General features: G+C 74.1%; 16 protein-coding genes. 7 read left to right on the top strand and 9 right to left on the bottom strand.

What is annotated here, in order from left to right:
- Positions 1–93 precede the first annotated feature (93 nt).
- Positions 94–390 carry a hypothetical protein gene (locus tag MUU72_RS26435; RefSeq protein ID WP_248015912.1) on the top strand — a complete coding sequence of 99 codons (297 nt, stop codon included), beginning with the start codon at positions 94–96 and terminating at the stop codon, positions 388–390.
- 117 nt (positions 391–507) lie between these two features.
- Here the strand turns inward: MUU72_RS26435 and MUU72_RS26430 are convergent, their stop codons facing one another.
- Complete coding sequence (locus MUU72_RS26430; protein WP_248015911.1) at positions 508–1419, bottom strand: Sco1979 family transcriptional regulator; 912 nt, start codon at positions 1417–1419, stop codon at positions 508–510.
- Between the two features lie 136 nt (positions 1420–1555).
- Positions 1556–1792, bottom strand: a complete 237-nt coding sequence (locus tag MUU72_RS26425; protein ID WP_248015910.1) for a DUF397 domain-containing protein — start codon at positions 1790–1792, stop codon at positions 1556–1558.
- Between the two features lie 198 nt (positions 1793–1990).
- On the opposite strand from MUU72_RS26425, the gene MUU72_RS26420 reads away from it, so the two are divergent.
- The gene (locus MUU72_RS26420) at positions 1991–2524 is read left to right on the top strand and encodes an ATP-binding protein (RefSeq protein ID WP_248015909.1); all 534 of its coding nucleotides are present in this window, start codon (positions 1991–1993) and stop codon (positions 2522–2524) included.
- Positions 2525–2587: 63 nt separating this feature from the next.
- Here the strand turns inward: MUU72_RS26420 and MUU72_RS26415 are convergent, their stop codons facing one another.
- Complete coding sequence (locus MUU72_RS26415; protein ID WP_248015908.1) at positions 2588–3430, bottom strand: SAM-dependent methyltransferase; 843 nt, start codon at positions 3428–3430, stop codon at positions 2588–2590.
- A 606-nt stretch (positions 3431–4036) separates the two neighbouring features.
- Here MUU72_RS26415 and secD point away from each other — a divergent pair.
- Positions 4037–6340 (top strand): protein translocase subunit SecD, encoded by a 2304-nt coding sequence (secD, locus tag MUU72_RS26410; protein WP_248015907.1) that lies wholly within the window; start codon positions 4037–4039, stop codon positions 6338–6340.
- A 24-nt stretch (positions 6341–6364) separates the two neighbouring features.
- Here the strand turns inward: secD and MUU72_RS26405 are convergent, their stop codons facing one another.
- On the bottom strand, positions 6365–7249 hold the full coding sequence (locus MUU72_RS26405; RefSeq protein WP_248015906.1) for an SAM-dependent methyltransferase: 885 nt from the start codon (positions 7247–7249) through the stop codon (positions 6365–6367).
- 103 nt (positions 7250–7352) lie between these two features.
- On the opposite strand from MUU72_RS26405, the gene MUU72_RS26400 reads away from it, so the two are divergent.
- Positions 7353–7631, top strand: a complete 279-nt coding sequence (locus MUU72_RS26400; RefSeq protein WP_248015905.1) for an Lrp/AsnC ligand binding domain-containing protein — start codon at positions 7353–7355, stop codon at positions 7629–7631.
- Here MUU72_RS26400 and MUU72_RS26395 read toward each other — a convergent pair.
- Both MUU72_RS26395 and MUU72_RS26390 read right to left on the bottom strand, forming a co-directional pair.
- Positions 7621–8544, bottom strand: coding sequence for an alpha/beta fold hydrolase (locus MUU72_RS26395; RefSeq protein WP_248015904.1), 924 nt, complete (start codon positions 8542–8544; stop codon positions 7621–7623). The genes MUU72_RS26400 and MUU72_RS26395 overlap by 11 nt on opposite strands.
- Entirely contained in the window at positions 8541–8978 is a 438-nt protein-coding gene (locus tag MUU72_RS26390) for a helix-turn-helix domain-containing protein (RefSeq protein WP_248015903.1), read from the bottom strand. The genes MUU72_RS26395 and MUU72_RS26390 overlap by 4 nt, the downstream gene beginning before the upstream one ends.
- A 162-nt stretch (positions 8979–9140) precedes the next feature.
- Between MUU72_RS26390 and MUU72_RS26385 the strand changes: the two genes are divergently transcribed.
- Complete coding sequence (locus tag MUU72_RS26385) at positions 9141–10406, top strand: FUSC family protein (RefSeq protein WP_282504679.1); 1266 nt, start codon at positions 9141–9143, stop codon at positions 10404–10406.
- A 125-nt stretch (positions 10407–10531) separates the two neighbouring features.
- Complete coding sequence (locus MUU72_RS26380) at positions 10532–10813, top strand: acylphosphatase (RefSeq protein ID WP_248015901.1); 282 nt, start codon at positions 10532–10534, stop codon at positions 10811–10813.
- A gap of 78 nt (positions 10814–10891) precedes the next feature.
- Here MUU72_RS26380 and MUU72_RS26375 read toward each other — a convergent pair whose 3' ends face one another.
- The gene (locus MUU72_RS26375; RefSeq protein WP_248015900.1) at positions 10892–11386 is read right to left on the bottom strand and encodes an inorganic diphosphatase; all 495 of its coding nucleotides are present in this window, start codon (positions 11384–11386) and stop codon (positions 10892–10894) included.
- 60 nt (positions 11387–11446) lie between these two features.
- On the bottom strand, positions 11447–12631 hold the full coding sequence (locus MUU72_RS26370; protein WP_248015899.1) for a zinc-dependent alcohol dehydrogenase: 1185 nt from the start codon (positions 12629–12631) through the stop codon (positions 11447–11449).
- A 487-nt stretch (positions 12632–13118) separates the two neighbouring features.
- Between MUU72_RS26370 and MUU72_RS26365 the strand changes: the two genes are divergently transcribed.
- Positions 13119–13367 (top strand): hypothetical protein, encoded by a 249-nt coding sequence (locus MUU72_RS26365; RefSeq protein ID WP_248015898.1) that lies wholly within the window; start codon positions 13119–13121, stop codon positions 13365–13367.
- A 54-nt stretch (positions 13368–13421) separates the two neighbouring features.
- On the opposite strand, the gene MUU72_RS26360 is transcribed toward MUU72_RS26365, so the two are convergent.
- Complete coding sequence (locus tag MUU72_RS26360; protein WP_248015897.1) at positions 13422–14414, bottom strand: SDR family NAD(P)-dependent oxidoreductase; 993 nt, start codon at positions 14412–14414, stop codon at positions 13422–13424.
- Positions 14415–14447 lie beyond the last annotated feature (33 nt).

The raw sequence follows: 14447 nt of genomic DNA, 5'->3' as shown, positions 1-14447 counted from the left end.
CGCGGACGCACGCGGACCCACTGCCCGCGCAGCCGCACGGACGCGGTGACGAGCCTTGGTCCGGCGCTTCGTCCGGCAGAGGGGGCAGGACAGATGAACCTTCGCAGGGGCACGGTCTCCGGCATCACCAGTGCGGTCACGCTCGGCACCCTGGCGTTCCTCGCTCCCCCGACGCAGGCCGTTCCGCCACCGGCGGCGGGCACCTGCGCGGAGGCCGTGCGGACGGCCAGGCAGCATCTGGCGTCGGCCGGTGCCCCGACCAACTCCAACGACTGGCGGTCCGTACGCGACGCCGCGCAGGACTTCGTGAACAGCCACCCGCACGGCGGCTCCGGCACCGAGGCCCTCAAGCGCGACATCAGCGAGCTGAACAGGCTCTGCGCGCCCTGAGCCGGGCCGGGTCGCCCTCGGTCAGGCCGGGGCGCAGGCGGGCAGCTCCTCGCCCCGCCCCTGGCCCTGGGCGGCCGGGGCGCCCCGTACCGGGTGATCTCGGACGCCGGAGCCGGGTCAGCCCAGTTCGCCGAGCAGGGCGGTCAGGAAGGCGCTGGTCTCCTGCGGGGTGTCGGCCTCGGCGCACAGCCGGTCCATCACCGCGGTGTACTGGTCGACCGACTCCTGCTTGTCCAGATACAGCGCACTGGTCAGCTGCTCCAGGTAGACCTTGTCGGGGAGTTCGGGCTCGGCGAAGCGCAGGATGCTGAACGGCGCCCCGGCCGCCGCGTTGGCCCCGACGCTGAACGGCGCGATCTGGAGCGTCACGTTCGGCATCTCGACGGCCTCCAGCAGGTGGCGCAGCTGGGCGGCCATCACCGCGGTGCCGCCGAACGGGCGGCGCAGTACGGCCTCGTCCACCACGGCCCACAGCCGCGGCGCTTCCGGCCGGGTCAGCAGCTTCTGGCGCTCCATCCGCAGCTGCACCAGGCGGTCGATCTTGGCCTCGGGGGCGTTCGGGTAGCCGATGCGGGTGACGGCGTAGGCGTACTCCTCGGTCTGGAGCAGGCCGGGCAGGAACTGCACCTGGTAGGTGCGGATCAGCGCGGCGGCTTCCTCCAGCCCGAGGTGGAGTTCGAACCAGTCCTCCAGGACGTCGCTGTACTCGTGCCACCAGCCCGGGGAGTTGGCCTGATCGGCCAGCTCGGTGTATTCGGCGCGGCGGTCGGGGTCCAGGACGCGGTAGAGGGTCAGGAGATCGGCGAGATCCTGTCTCTTGAAGCCGACCTGGCCTCTTTCCAGGCGGGTGATCTTGGCGTGAGAGCCGCGGATGGCCTTGCCCGCGTCCTCGCGGGTGATGCCGGCCGCGGTGCGCAGCTTCCGGAGCTGGGCTCCCAGCACGATACGCGCGGCCGTGGGCCCGACCTGCGACTCCTTGAGGTAGCGCGTTATCGACCGTTCGCCTTCCGGCCGCATCATCGCGGTCATCCCAACTCCCGTGTGCGACAGTGTTGATACACCCAGTGTCGCACTTACCGGCCGACAGGTACAGAATCGAGCCATTGTCCGCCAGGGACCGCGGACGGGCCCGCCGCGTGGCGCGGCGGGCCCGGTGCGGGTGTGCTCAGCCCAGCATGGCGTCGAAGTCACCGTCCTTGGCGCCGCCGACGAACGCGACCATCTCCGCACGGGTGTAGATCAGCGCCGGCCCGTGCGGATCACGGGAGTTGCGGACGGCGAAACCGCCGTCGGCCAGCTTGGCGACCTCGACGCAGTCGCCGCCGGGTGCGCTGCGCTGACTCTTCCTCCACTCCGCCCCCTCGATGAGATCCGCGGCCACACCGTTGTCGAACTGCTGCATACCGCCCACTCCTCTGCTCTCCGCGCAGGTGTCCCCTGGGCATCGGGCGCCGCCGCACGTGCCGCTGCACTTACCGATGCAATTACGTTCGCTCCGAATGTAATTGCAGATGCACTTGCAGCGCTACTGATCGCCGGGGGATAGTGGGCGCGGATCACCGTTCGTGACGAAGGTCGAAGAGGCGCCGCGGAGTTCGTGATGACCATTCGCCCGGCAGGGCTGCCTGCCGTTCCCTTCCCCACCCAGCCCCTCGGGCAGTGGCTCGCGCAGGCGCCCGGGCACCTTCCGCCCGATGCCGGCGGCGGTGCCGCCCGACCGGACGGCCTGGCCGCCCGCGCCCTCACCGCGGACGGGCGGGCGGCCGCCGAGGCCCGCCGGTTCACCGGCACCACCCTCAGCGGCTGGAATCTCGGCCCGCTGGTGGACAACGCCGTCCTGGTCGTCACGGAACTGCTGTCCAACGCGCTGCGCTACGGGCTCGCCAGGCCCGCCGCCCAGCCCCGGGGCGGCGCGGCGCATCCGCTCTGGCTGGGTCTGCTGCGCTGCCGCGACCTGGTCCTGTGCACGGTCTGCGACCACAGCAGCGACGTCCCGGTGCTGCGGGAGCCCGATCACTTCGCGCAGAGCGGGCGGGGGCTGCACATCATCGACTGCCTCAGCGCGTCCTGGGGCTGGACCACCCCCACCGCCGCCGGGAAGGCGGTCTGGGCGGCGCTGCCGACCGGCACCTGACGGCCCTGCCAACGGGCCCGCCAACGGGCCCGCTGCGCCGCCCCGTTCGCGTACCGGCTCCGGTCAGCCCTTGCGGCCGAGGCCGGCGTAGAGCGGGATGTCCGCGTCGGACAGCGCGGTCGCCCCCAGGTCCACGGGGTCCGGGCGCCAGCGGTGGACGACGGTGAGGCCCGGGTCGGCCAGCTCCAGGCCGTCGAAGAAGCGCAGGACTTCCTGCTTGCTGCGCGCGTTCACGTGGGAGCCCTTGGCCTGGAAGTTGTCGGACACCTCTTGCAGGGCCGCCGGTTCGAAGTCGCCGGTGACATAGGTCAGTGCGAGGTAGCTGCCGGGCGCGAAGGCGTCGAGGAGTTCCCGGACGATGGCGTAGGGGTCGTGCGTGGCCGGGAGCCAGTGCAGGACGGCGATCAGGGTCAGCGCCACCGGCTGGGAGAGGTCCAGCGTCCGGCGCAGGGTCGCATCGCGCAGGATCTCCTGCGGGTGGCAGAGGTCGGCCTGGATGTAGGCGGTCCGTCCCGCGGGGTGACTGGTGTGCAGCGCGCGGGAGTGCGCCAGCACGATCGGGTCGTTGTCGGCGTAGACGATCCGGGAGTCCGGGGCGATCGCCTGGACTATCTCGTGGAGGTTGGGTGAGGTCGGGATGCCGGTGCCGATGTCGAGGAACTGCCGGATGCCCTTCTCGGCGGCGAGGTGGCGGGCGGCGCGCTGCATGAAGGCGCGGTTCTGCCGGGCGATCATCGCCGCGTTGGGGAGCGCGACGAGGGTCTGCTCGGCCGCCTCGCGGTCCGCGGGGTAGTTGGTCTTGCCGCCGAGCAGTACGTCGTAGACCCGGGCGGCGTGCGGCCGGTCCGTGTGCAGTTCGACCGGCTGCTGGGGCCGGGCACCCATCCAGTCCTCCGGCACCGCCATGTCCATCCCTTCCCTTCCGTTCACCGTTGCGCGGTTCCGCAACTTCCGTGCGTACCTTAGTCCGTTGGCCAGGGGCTTACCGCACTTCCGGCGGGCCGGGGCGGTACCGGAGGCCGGGGACGCGCCCCTGGCGGGCCGGGGCCGGAGCGGGCATGGCAGAGTGGCCGCGAGGGGGTGCGCGTCCGGTGTCTGCTGCCGTGTCCGGCCGGGGCCGGTCCGCCCTGTGGGCCCTCCTTGCGGCCGTGGTCCTCCTGGTGCCCGGGCTCACGGCCCGCGCCCCGGCCGCCGCCGCTGCCGCGCCCCGCACCGTCTGCGCGCACCACTGCGCTCCCCAGGACGCCGCCGGGCCCGGACTCCCGCACGTCACGGGCCACGTCGCCCGCCACCTGCCCGCCCCCGTCCCGGTGTCCGGCACCCTGCCCGCGGCGCGCGCTGCCCGGCCGTCGCGGCGGGGCCGGCCGGCCGGGCCGCCGGGGACCGCCGAGGCGGACTCCCTGCGCTACGCCGGCCGGTGCCGGGACCGGGCCCCGCCGCTGCCTCCAGCTGACCCGCGACCTCGTCCACCGGGGCCGCACCCGCGGCCCCCGCCTGCCTGCTGGAGGCACCTTGACCCGCGCCACAAGGGTGCGGGCGCTGTTCGCGCTCGCGCTCCTCGTCCTGTCCGCCTACCTCGCGCTGACCCGGCCCGTACGGCTCGGTCTCGATCTGCGCGGGGGCACCCAACTCGTCCTGGAGACCCGCGACTCCCCCACCGCCAGGGCCGACCGGGACGCCACCGACCGCACGCTGGAGGTGCTGCGCCGCCGGGTGGACGCCCTGGGGGTGAGCGAACCGCACCTGGCCCGCGCCGGTGAGCACCGCATCGTCGTCGAGCTCCCGGGCCTGGACGACCCCGACCGGGCGGCCGGAGTGCTGGGCCGGACCGCCCAGTTGACCATCCACCCGGTACGGGGCACCGCAGCCCCGTCCGCGGCCGCCGACCCGGCCGGTGGCGGCACCGTCCTCCCCGATGCCTCGGGCACCCCGCTGCGGCTCGGCCCGGCCGCCCTGACCGGCGCCGAAGTGCGCCACGCCACGGCGGAGTTCGACGCGCAGAGCGGCGACGGCTGGTCCGTCGGGCTCACGCTGCGGGGCGCCGGTGAGCGGGCCTGGGCCCAGCTGACCGGCCGGGCGGCCTGCGCACCGGCCGGCGACCCGGCCCGCCGGGCGGCGATCGTCCTGGACCACCGGATCATCTCGTCGCCCCAGGTGGAAGCCTCCGTGGCCTGCGGTACCGGTATCACCGGCGGCGCCACCCGGATCACCGGCGGTTTCGACCAGCGCACCGCGCGCGAACTGGCGCTGCTGCTCAACGGCGGGGCGCTGCCGGTCCCGGTGGACATCGTCGAACAGCGCGCCGTCGGCCCGACGCTGGGCGCCCTGGCGATCACCTCCAGCGCCCGGGCCGCGGTCCTCGGGCTCGCGCTGACCGCGGTGTTCCTCACCGTCGTCTACCGGCTCCTCGGCGCCCTGGCCACCCTCGCCCTGGCCTGCTACGCCCTGCTGTCCTACGCGGCGCTGCTGGCCCTGGGCGCCACCCTCACCCTGCCGGGGCTGGCCGGCTTCGTGCTGGCGGTCGGGATGGCGGTGGACGCCAACGTGCTGGTCTTCGAGCGCGCCCGGGAGGAGTTCGCGGCGGGCGGCACGGCCCGGCCGCGCACCCTGCGCAGCGCGCTGGCGGCCGGTTTCCGCCACGCGTTCAGCGCCATCGCGGATTCCAACGTCACCACGCTGCTCGCCGCGGTCCTGCTGTTCTTCTTCGCCTCCGGTCCGGTGCGCGGCTTCGGTGTCACGCTGTGCATCGGGGTGGCCGCGTCGATGGTCAGCGCCCTGCTGATCACCCGGGTGCTGGCCGACGTCGCACTCGTACGCGGCCCGGTGCGGCGGCGGCCTGGTCTGTCCGGGCTGGCGGGCCCGGGCCGGATCCGCGGCCGGCTGGCCCGGCGCGGCCCGGACCTGATGCGGCACCGGCGCCGGTGGCTGGCGCTGAGCGGCGCCGCGCTGCTCCTCGCGGTCTCCGGTATCGCCGTCCGCGGCGTGGACTACGGCGTGGAGTTCACCGGCGGCCGGATGGTCGAGTACACCACCGCCGCGCCGGTGGACGCCGAGCGGGCCCGGGCCGCGCTCCGCACCGCGGGCCTCGACCGGGCCCAGGTCACCGCCTCCGGCGACCGCGGCCTGACGGTGCGCACCGAGCGGCTCTCCGCGGAGCAGCTGCGCACCGCGGACGCGGTCGTCGGCTCGCTCGGCGGCGGCGCGGAGAAGGTGCGGGACGAGCTGATCGGGCCGAGCCTGGGCGGCGAGCTGCGGCGCGGCGCGGCGCTGGCCCTGGGCCTCGCCCTGACCGCCCAACTGGCCTACCTCGCGGTGCGGTTCCGGTGGACGTTCGCGGTGTCGGCCGTGGCCGCGATGGCGCACGACGTGCTGCTGCTCATCGGGGTGTTCGCCTGGCTGGGCAAGAGCGTCGACGGGGTCTTCCTGGCGGCGCTGCTGACCGTCATCGGCTACTCCGTCAACGACTCGGTGGTGGTCTTCGACCGGATCCGGGAGCTGCGGGCGACGGTCCGCGGCCGCGCGTTCGGGGACCTGGTCAACGCCGCGGTGCTGCAAACCGTGCCGCGGACCGTCAACACGGGGATGGGTGCGGTGTTCGTGCTGGCCGCGCTCGCCGTGCTGGGCGGTGCGGCGCTCACCGACTTCGCGCTGGCGCTGCTGATCGGGGTGGCGGTCGGCACCTGGTCGTCGGTGTTCACCGCGGCTCCGCTGGCCGTCGTCCTGGAGGGGCGGTGCGGTACGCCGCCGCCGCGGACGGCCGGCGGCGCCGGGCGGCGGGGCCGGCCGGACCCGCGGGAGCGCGGCGCCCGGGTCTGAGGCCCGGCCGCCGAAGCCCCGCTCCTACCGCTCGGCGCTCAGGAAGCGGCTGTGGGCAGCGGTGCGCGCCATGAGTCCGGGCAGCTCCCGCCCGTACTCGGCGGCGATCTCGGGTGCGGGGGCGGAACGGACGTCCCAGCCGGCCGCGGTGAGCAGCCGGCTGGGATGCTCCTTGCCCTCGAAGTGCCACAGGGTGGCGATGTCGACGCCGAGCTGCCGGGTGGCGTCGCGGTATTCCGGGTCCTCGATGACCGGGCGGACGTCCGGCTCCAGGTGTTCGGCGGCCAGCCGGCTCCCGGGGGCGGACAGCTGCCCGATCCGCTCGAAGAAGCGCCGCTCGGCGTCGGCGGGCAGGAACGGCAGCAGCCCTTCGGCCAGCCACACGGCCGGCCGGTCCGGGTCGAAGCCGGCGTTCCGCAGTGCGGTGGGCCAGTCCGCGCGCAGGTCGGCGGGGACGGGGTGCCGGCCGCACCGGGGCCGGGCACCGCACCGGCCGAGCACCTCGTCCTTGAAGTCGAGCACCGTCGCCCGGTCGATCTCGAACAGCTCGACGCCCGGCGGCCACTCCAGCCGGAAGGCGCGGACGTCCAGTCCGGCGGCGGCCACCACCACCTGGCCGATGCCGCCGAGCGCCGCCTCCATGAGGTACTGGTCGAAGAACCGCGAGCGGACGCCGAGGTAGGCGGCCAGCGAGGTCCACAGGTCGGCCGCGGCGGCGGACAGCCGCCGGGTGTCGCAGAACCGGCCGGGCACCGGGACCGGCGCGTCCGCGGCCGCCACGAAGGCGCCGGCGTACGGGTCGCTGACCAGGTGGTCGGGGCGTTCGGTCTCCAGTGCCCGGCCGGCCGCCACGCCGAGCGCGGTCAGTCCGACGCCCGTGACGATGTCCCACTCCTCGGACTGCGGCATGCGCTGCTCCTCCACCGGCGGTACGGGTGAGAACGGCTCGGGACGAGATCCCGTTCACTGTGGCCGGGACGGCGGTGCCCTGCAAGCACCTCGGGCCGGGCGGGTGCTGCTCACCCTTCCGGAGGTGCGGCTGTGCGCCTCGGTGACCGGGCCGCAGAACCTGCTCTTCACGGTGTGGCTGCGCACCGTGGCCGACGTCCAGCGGCTGGCGGCCCAGCTCGGTGAACGCCTGCCGCAGCTGGTGCTCCGCGACCGGTCGGTGGGCCTGCGGCAGACCAAGCCGAGGGGCCGGCTGCCGGACGTCGGCGGGCGGATGGCCGGTGTGGTCCCGGTGGACCCCGGGGCAGCCGCCCGCGCCGGCCCCGACACCGCTACTCCGTAAGGGCGTTGGCCTTTCCGTCCGCCCCCTGCTCCCGGAGGAACTCCAACACCGGCCCGGTCTGCCCGAGGAGGGCGTGCCCGGCCTCGGGCAGCAGCCGCACGGTCGCGCCGGGTACGCACTCCCGCACCCGGCGGGCCGTCCCCGCGGAGTCGAACAGCGCGTCACGGCCCCCGGCGATCACCAGCAGCGGCGCGGCCAGGCGGCGCAGCGCCTCGTCGGGGAACACCGGCAGCCGTTCCGTACGCGGCCGGAAGTGGGCGAAGGTCAGCGCGACGGTCTCCAGGACCGGTTCCAGTTCCGCCGCTTCGGGGCCCATGACGGTCCGCACCGACCGGCCCGCGCCCCGCCGCCCGAGGGCACGCAGCAGCAGTGCCTTGAACAGCCAGGCCACCTTCTGCCGGCCCACCCCGCCCGGGCAGAGCAGGGCCAGGCGGGTCACCCGCTCCGGCCGCCGGAGCGCGTAGTCCAGCGCGCACCATCCGCCGAGCGAGATCCCGACCAGTGCGGTGCGGGTGATGCCGAGGCCCGCCAGCACCTCGTCCAGCCACTGCGCGGGGGCCTCGGAGGCCAGGACCGGACGGGACGGGGCGCTGTGGCCCGGTTCGCCGACGAGATCGACGGCGTAGGTGCGGAAGTGCCGTGACCAGGCGGCGATATCGCCCTGCCACGTGGTGGCGTTGGCGCCCGAGCCGTGCAGCAGCACCAGCGGGGGCGCGTCCGGTGGTCCGGAGACGACCACGAAGGTCTCCCCTTCCCCGGTCGGCACCCGGACGTGTTCGGCGGGCACCGGCCAGTCCGCCAGCGCCTTCCGGTAGCGCCGCAGGATCTCCTCCGCGCCGGCCCGTGTCTTGTAGATCCCACCCGTCCCGGCAGCCGGGTCGGTGCCGCTTCGCGCCCCTGTGTCCGCGTTCATGACGCGAGTACCCCCTCGATGTAGTCGAACAGCCTGGCCGTGTCGGCCAGGCCGCCGAGAACGATGACCTTCATCCGTGCCCGGTCCGGGTCGTAGACCGTCTGGACCCGCAGGGGCCGCTCGCCGAATCCGCGGGCGGCGGCCGCCGACGTCAGCAGGGTGGACAGGCGGTCGGCCGTCCTGGCGTCGACGCCCTCGACCTCCACGATGCTGGACGCCTCGGTGTGCCGCGCCGGCCGCTCCGCGCCCTCCTCCGGGGCGCTCATCGGACGCCCGGTGAAGGTCTCCAGGTCCTCGCGGGCGATCCGGTACTGCTTGCCGATGCGCACGGCCGGCAGCCGGCCGTCCCGTACGTAGTTCCGCACGGTCCGCACATGCAGCCCCAGCCGCTCAGCCACCTGTTCCACGGAATAGAAACGTTCTCGATCACTCATGAAGATACCTTAACCTTCCCTACCTTGCGAGCCAATAGGGAATTTTGCGGAATACAGGGAGTGTAAGGCTTTCCCTGGAGGCGCTCGGGCCGTTGGGGCGCGTCGCGGCAGGGTCAGGGGATATTTCGGATATCGGTGGGCGGATGGTTGTTGCCGGTGCGGATGGCGGGAAAGGGACGAGGAGTGCGTGACGTAACCGATCCCCTGCTGGACCTCGTCCGGCGGCACAGCGAGCCCGTGGTGGCCCAGACCCTGCGCTCGACGGTCGCCGCCGTCCTCGCGTACGTGGTCGCGCTGCTGCTGAGCAGCGAGCCGGCCCCGCTGACCGCTCCCCTGACCGCACTGCTCGTCGTCCAGGTCACCCTCTACACCACGCTCACCACCGGGGTGCGCCGGGTGAACTCGGTGGTGGTCGGCGTGGTCATCGCCATCGGCTTCAGCTCGCTGGTGGGACTGACCTGGTGGAGCCTGGGCCTGATCATCCTGGCTTCGCTGGTCATCGGCCGGTTCGTCCGGGCCGGGGAGTTCGTTCCGGAGGTGGCGATCAGCGCGATGCTGGTGCTGGGCGTGACCACGACCCGGGTGGCGGCGACCGCCTGGGACCGGGTGCTGGAGACGCTGATCGGCGCGGTCGTCGGGCTGCTGTTCAACGTGCTGTTCGTGCCGCCGGTGTGGGTGCAGCCGGCCAGTGAGTCCATCGAGCACCTGGCGGGGCGGATGCGGGACCTGCTGCTGCGCCTCGGCGACCAGGTGCTCGGCCAGGTCCCGGTGGCCGAGGCGGCGGCCCGGCTGCACGAGGCGCGGCAGCTGGACCACGACGTGGTGCAGGTGGACGCGGCGCTGCGGCAGGCCGAGGACAGTCTGCGGATGAACCCCCGCGTCAAGGAGGGCCTGCTGTCGCGGGTGGTGCTGCGCACCGGTCTCGACACGCTGGAGATCTCCGCGGTGGTGCTGCGCACGGCGTGCCGCACGCTGACCGATCTCGCCAAGGCCAGGACCGGCGAACCGCTGTTCCGGGGGGACATCGCCGGTGCGCTGCGGGAGTTGTTCGGCCATATGGCGCGCGCCGTGGAGAGCTTCGCGGTGCTGATCACCACGCAGGTCAGTGCCAGTGCGGAGGAGGCGGAGGACCGGCTCGTCCAAGAGCTGGCCGCGAGCCGCGCCAGCCGTGAGGTGGTGGCGCACCTGCTGCTGGACGGCGTGCGGGAGCACCCGCGCCAGTGGCAGCTGCACGGTGCGCTGCTGGCCGAGATCGACCGGATCCTGGACGAGCTGGACGTGGCGAAGCGCTCCGAACGGCTGGTGGAGGAGCTGAACCGCCAGTCACGGGAGCAGCGGGAGAAGTACCCGTGGGTGGCGAAGCTGCGCGCGCGGCTGGGGGCTGCCCCGGAACACCGCCTGGACGCCCTCCGGCTCCCACCGGAGTAGTCCCGGGCGCCGTCGCGCGGAAGGTGTCCGCCCCGGCCCGGACACCGCCGTCCGCCGGGCCCACCACGCCCGTCGCGGCGTCCGTTGCCGCGCCGGGGCCGTCCGGTCCTCTACAGTCCTGTCCCATGCTGCGGAAGCACATCATCGTGTCCGGGCGGGTGCAGGGAGTCTTCTTCCGCGACACCTGCCGCGAGAACGCCCTGGCGCGCGGGGTCGCGGGCTGGGTGCGCAACCTCCCCGGCGGGGAGGTCGAGGCGGTCTTCGAAGGCGCCGAGGCCGAGGTGGCCGGAATGGTCGACTGGGCGCGCCAGGGGCCACCGGCCGCGCAGGTGGACACCGTCGACGTGCGCGACGAGGCCCCGGAGCGCCTGGCCGGCTTCGAGGTGCTGCCCACCCCGCGCGGCTGACCCGGCCGCCCCGCTGCCGTGCGGGGCCGGGTGCCGTGCGGGGCCGGGTGCCGTGCGGGGCCGGGTGCCGTGCGGGGCTCACCCCGGCCCGTCGGTCTGCGCGGCCCGCCGCCGGGCCTCCCCGATCTCGGCGTATGCCTGGTCGCGGCCTTCCCAGTGCGAGCCCTCCACCGACTTGCCGGGTTCCAGGTCCTTGTAGACCTCGAAGAAGTGGGTGATCTCCAGGCGGTCGAACTCCGGTACGTCGCCGATGTCCTGGAGCCCGCCGTAGCGCGGATCGTGCGCCGGCACGCACAGGATCTTCTCGTCCGGCCCCTGCTCGTCGCGCATCACGAACATCCCGACCGCCCGGCAGAGGATCACGCACCCCGGGAAGGTCGGCTCACCGACCAGCACCAGGGCGTCCAGCGGGTCGCCGTCCCGGCCGAGGGTGTGCTCGATGTAGCCGTAGTCGGCCGGGTACTTGGTGGAGGTGAACAGCAAGCGGTCGAGCCGGATCCGCTCCAGCGTGTGGTCCATCTCGTACTTGTTCCGCGACCCTTGGGGGATCTCCACAGTCACGTCGAATTCCACCACTACCTCCTCGGCGACCGCGGCGGCCGCGGTTGGCGGCGACCGCCTGCCCGGCCGGGGCTACGGCCGCAGCAGCGTCTTGACCATGCCGTCCTCCTTCGCCTGGAACGTCCGGTACGCCTCCGGCCCGTCCTCCAGCGGGAGTTGGTGGGTGGCGAAGCCCTCGACGCCGAGCGGGTCCTCGTCGGTGAGCAGCGGGAGGATGTCGTCCACCCAGCGCCGGACGTTGGCCTGGCCCATCCGCAGCTCGATCTGCTTGTCGAACAGGGTGAGCAGCGGCATCGGGTCCATCGCGCCGCCGTAGACGCCGACGACGGAGATCGTGCCGCCCCGGCGCACCACGTCGATCGCGGTCTGGAGCGCCGCCATGCGGTCCATCCCGATCCTGGTCATCAGCTTCTCCGCGACCGCGTCCGGCAGCATGCCGACGGCCTGCTGGGCGGCCCTGATGAGGGGCGCGCCGTGCGCCTCCATGCCCACCGCCTCGATGACCGCGTCGGCCCCGCGGCCGCCGGTCAGCCGGCGGATCTCGTCGCCCAGGCCGTCCCCCAGCTCCTTCAGGTCCAGGGTGTGCACCCCGCGCGCCCGGGCCCGGGCCAGGCGTTCGGGCACCAGGTCCACGCCGATGACCTGCTCCGCGCCGCGGTGCAGGGCGACCCGGGCGGCCATGTCGCCGATGGGGCCGAGCCCGAGGACGACGACGTTGCGGTGCTCGGGGACCTTGGCGTACTCCACCGCCTGCCAGGCGGTGGGCAGGACGTCGGAGAGGTAGACGAAGCGTTCGTCCGGCGGCCCGTGCGGCACCTTGACCGGCAGCGTGTTGCCGAACGGGACCCGCAGGTACTCGGCCTGGCCGCCGGGGACCTGGCCGTAGAGCTTGGTGTAGCCGAACAGCGCGCCGCCGGTGCCGTGCTCCTTGACCTGGGTGGTCTCGCACTGGGAGTGCAGTCCGCGGTCGCACATCCAGCACGAGCCGCAGGAGACGTTGAACGGCACCACCACGCGGTCGCCGGCCGACAGGGCCGTGACCTCGGGGCCGGTTTCCTCGACGATGCCCATCGGTTCGTGGCCCAGGATGTCGCCGGGTTCCATGAACGGCGCCAGCACCTCGTACAGGTGCAGGTCGGAGCCGCAGATGCCGGTGGAGGTGACTTTGACCAGGACGTCGGTCGGCTCCTTGATGGTGGGATCGGGAACGGTGCTGACGCGGACGTCCCGTTTGCCCTGCCAGGTCAGTGCCCGCACGGTGATCTCCCCTTCGGTTTCCGTGTCTGCGTCGCGCGGCGCGGTCCTCCGCCTCGTGCGACGCTCCTGTGCCACGCACCGCTTTTCCGCACCTCGCGGGTGTCACACACCGCACCTCGCGGTTGTCACACGCCTCGTGCGCGCCGCGCGGCGCGGGAGGGGCGGCACGCGGGGGTCGCGAGATGCCGGGGGAAAGGCGTCTTCGCGCGCTCAGCGGGCGCGCACGGCCTCCCCGCTCGGCCCTCCGGGGCCATTCCCTCAACGATAGGTTCGGCCGCCGGAGCTCGCATGGCATCGGGCGCTGACCTCGGAAAACGCCCGGGTGGCGGGCTGCGGCGGCCCGGACCGGCGGGGCGCCTGGCAGCCGCCCCGGGCGCGGGCGGCGCCGCCGTCGGTGCCTGGCGGGCCCGAGTCGCCCGCCGGCGCCGCATCGGGTGGAGTGGAGGGGAGGGAACGGGGGAGCGGAACCCGCAGGAAGGAGGTTGCGATGCCCAGTTCCGACACTCCGGACGAACCTCCGAAGGTGAACAACCCGCCGCCGACAGCCGGCCCGCCGGTGCCGCCGTACGCCGACCGCGGTACGGACGACGCCGGTCGCGGCTCGCGCGGCCACGACCACGGTTCGCTGAAGTTCGCCGAACTGGCGCGCCGGAAGGCCCGCCAGGCCATGGAGAAGCTCCGGCCGCATCCGCACGACGGCGGACGGAAGCCGCCGGGGAAGTCCGCGCAGGACTGACCCCGCGGACCCCGCGGGAGGCCGCCGGAGCCGGCGGGACGCCCCGGGCACGCGCTACGGCCGCGTGCCGTCGGGGCGTCCGCGCTGGTTGAAGCGGTCGGCGGCCCGCTCGTTGAAGACGCCCAGCATGCCCCGGAGGCGCGGTGCCGGCGGCTGGTCCTGGCCCTGGATCTCCGCGCCCTCCGACGTGCCGGGCCCGCCGCCGCTGGGCAGCAGGCGGCCCACGACCGTGGTGAGCCGGGTGGTGGCGGCCGGCGCCACCCCGTGCGCCAGGGCGCCGAGCTTGGCGGCCGGGGTCAGGACGATCCGGGCCCGCCGCCGCTGCACCGCGGTCACGATGCGGTGCGCCGCGCGTTCGGCGTCCATGGACAGCACCGGAGCCCCGGCCAGTGCCTGGAACCACGCGTACTCGCGGCGCCGGTCGCCGCCGAACCGCGCGTGCAGATGCGATCCGGTCCGCATCAGGCCCGGGTGCACCCCGGTCACCGACACCCCGTGCGGTGACTCCTCGGCGTGCAGCCCTTCGGCCAGCGCGGCGACCGCGGCCTTGGCGCAGGAGTACGGCAGCAGGTGCGGTACCGCCAGCAGCCCGCCGACCGAACCGACCAGCGCGAGCCGGCCGCCCGCCGGGCTGCGCCGCAGGTGCGGCAGGGCGGCGAACGCGGTGTTGAGGGAGCCGTTGAAGATGGCGTCGAGCGCGTCGTGGAAACCCTCGGTGCCGAGCGCGTCCGCCGGTCCCACCTGGATGATCCCGGCGTTGGCGATGACGATGTCCAGTCCGCCGCGCTCCGCCACCACCTCGTCCAGGCACCGCTGGACCGCGTTCTTGTCCCGCACGTCGCAGACCGCGCTGCGGACCGAGCCGCCCTCCGCGGGCGTGAGCCGGCCGACGGCGCGGTGGAGTTCGGTGTCGTCCCGCGCGAGCAGCACGACATGGCAGCCGCGGGCCATCAGTTCGCGGCCCATCAGCAGGCCGAGTCCGCGTGACCCGCCGGTGACGACGGCGGTCAGCCCCTCGATCGAAGGCGGCGCTGGAAGAATTCCCATGGCGTTGACGTCCCTTTCCGCCGGCCGTCCCGG

The sequence above is a fragment of the Streptomyces rhizoryzae genome (assembly GCF_023155275.1).
In the GTDB taxonomy this organism is placed as follows: domain Bacteria; phylum Actinomycetota; class Actinomycetes; order Streptomycetales; family Streptomycetaceae; genus Streptomyces; species Streptomyces rhizoryzae.
Note: the sequence above shows the minus strand (reverse complement) of the source record. Positions and strands in the feature narration are given on the sequence as shown.

Excerpts from the sequence above, each read along its gene's own strand:
- MUU72_RS26435 (WP_248015912.1), top strand. The coding sequence starts at position 94 with ATGAACCTTCGCAGGGGCACGGTCTCCGGCATCACCAGTGCGGTCACG.
- MUU72_RS26430 (WP_248015911.1), bottom strand. The coding sequence starts at position 1,419 with ATGACCGCGATGATGCGGCCGGAAGGCGAACGGTCGATAACGCGCTAC.
- MUU72_RS26425 (WP_248015910.1), bottom strand. The coding sequence starts at position 1,792 with ATGCAGCAGTTCGACAACGGTGTGGCCGCGGATCTCATCGAGGGGGCG.
- MUU72_RS26420 (WP_248015909.1), top strand. The coding sequence starts at position 1,991 with ATGACCATTCGCCCGGCAGGGCTGCCTGCCGTTCCCTTCCCCACCCAG.
- MUU72_RS26415 (WP_248015908.1), bottom strand. The coding sequence starts at position 3,430 with ATGGCGGTGCCGGAGGACTGGATGGGTGCCCGGCCCCAGCAGCCGGTC.
- MUU72_RS26405 (WP_248015906.1), bottom strand. The coding sequence starts at position 7,249 with ATGCCGCAGTCCGAGGAGTGGGACATCGTCACGGGCGTCGGACTGACC.
- MUU72_RS26395 (WP_248015904.1), bottom strand. The coding sequence starts at position 8,544 with ATGAACGCGGACACAGGGGCGCGAAGCGGCACCGACCCGGCTGCCGGG.
- MUU72_RS26390 (WP_248015903.1), bottom strand. The coding sequence starts at position 8,978 with ATGAGTGATCGAGAACGTTTCTATTCCGTGGAACAGGTGGCTGAGCGG.
- MUU72_RS26385 (WP_282504679.1), top strand. The coding sequence starts at position 9,141 with ATGGCGGGAAAGGGACGAGGAGTGCGTGACGTAACCGATCCCCTGCTG.
- MUU72_RS26380 (WP_248015901.1), top strand. The coding sequence starts at position 10,532 with ATGCTGCGGAAGCACATCATCGTGTCCGGGCGGGTGCAGGGAGTCTTC.
- MUU72_RS26365 (WP_248015898.1), top strand. The coding sequence starts at position 13,119 with ATGCCCAGTTCCGACACTCCGGACGAACCTCCGAAGGTGAACAACCCG.
- MUU72_RS26360 (WP_248015897.1), bottom strand. The coding sequence starts at position 14,414 with ATGGGAATTCTTCCAGCGCCGCCTTCGATCGAGGGGCTGACCGCCGTC.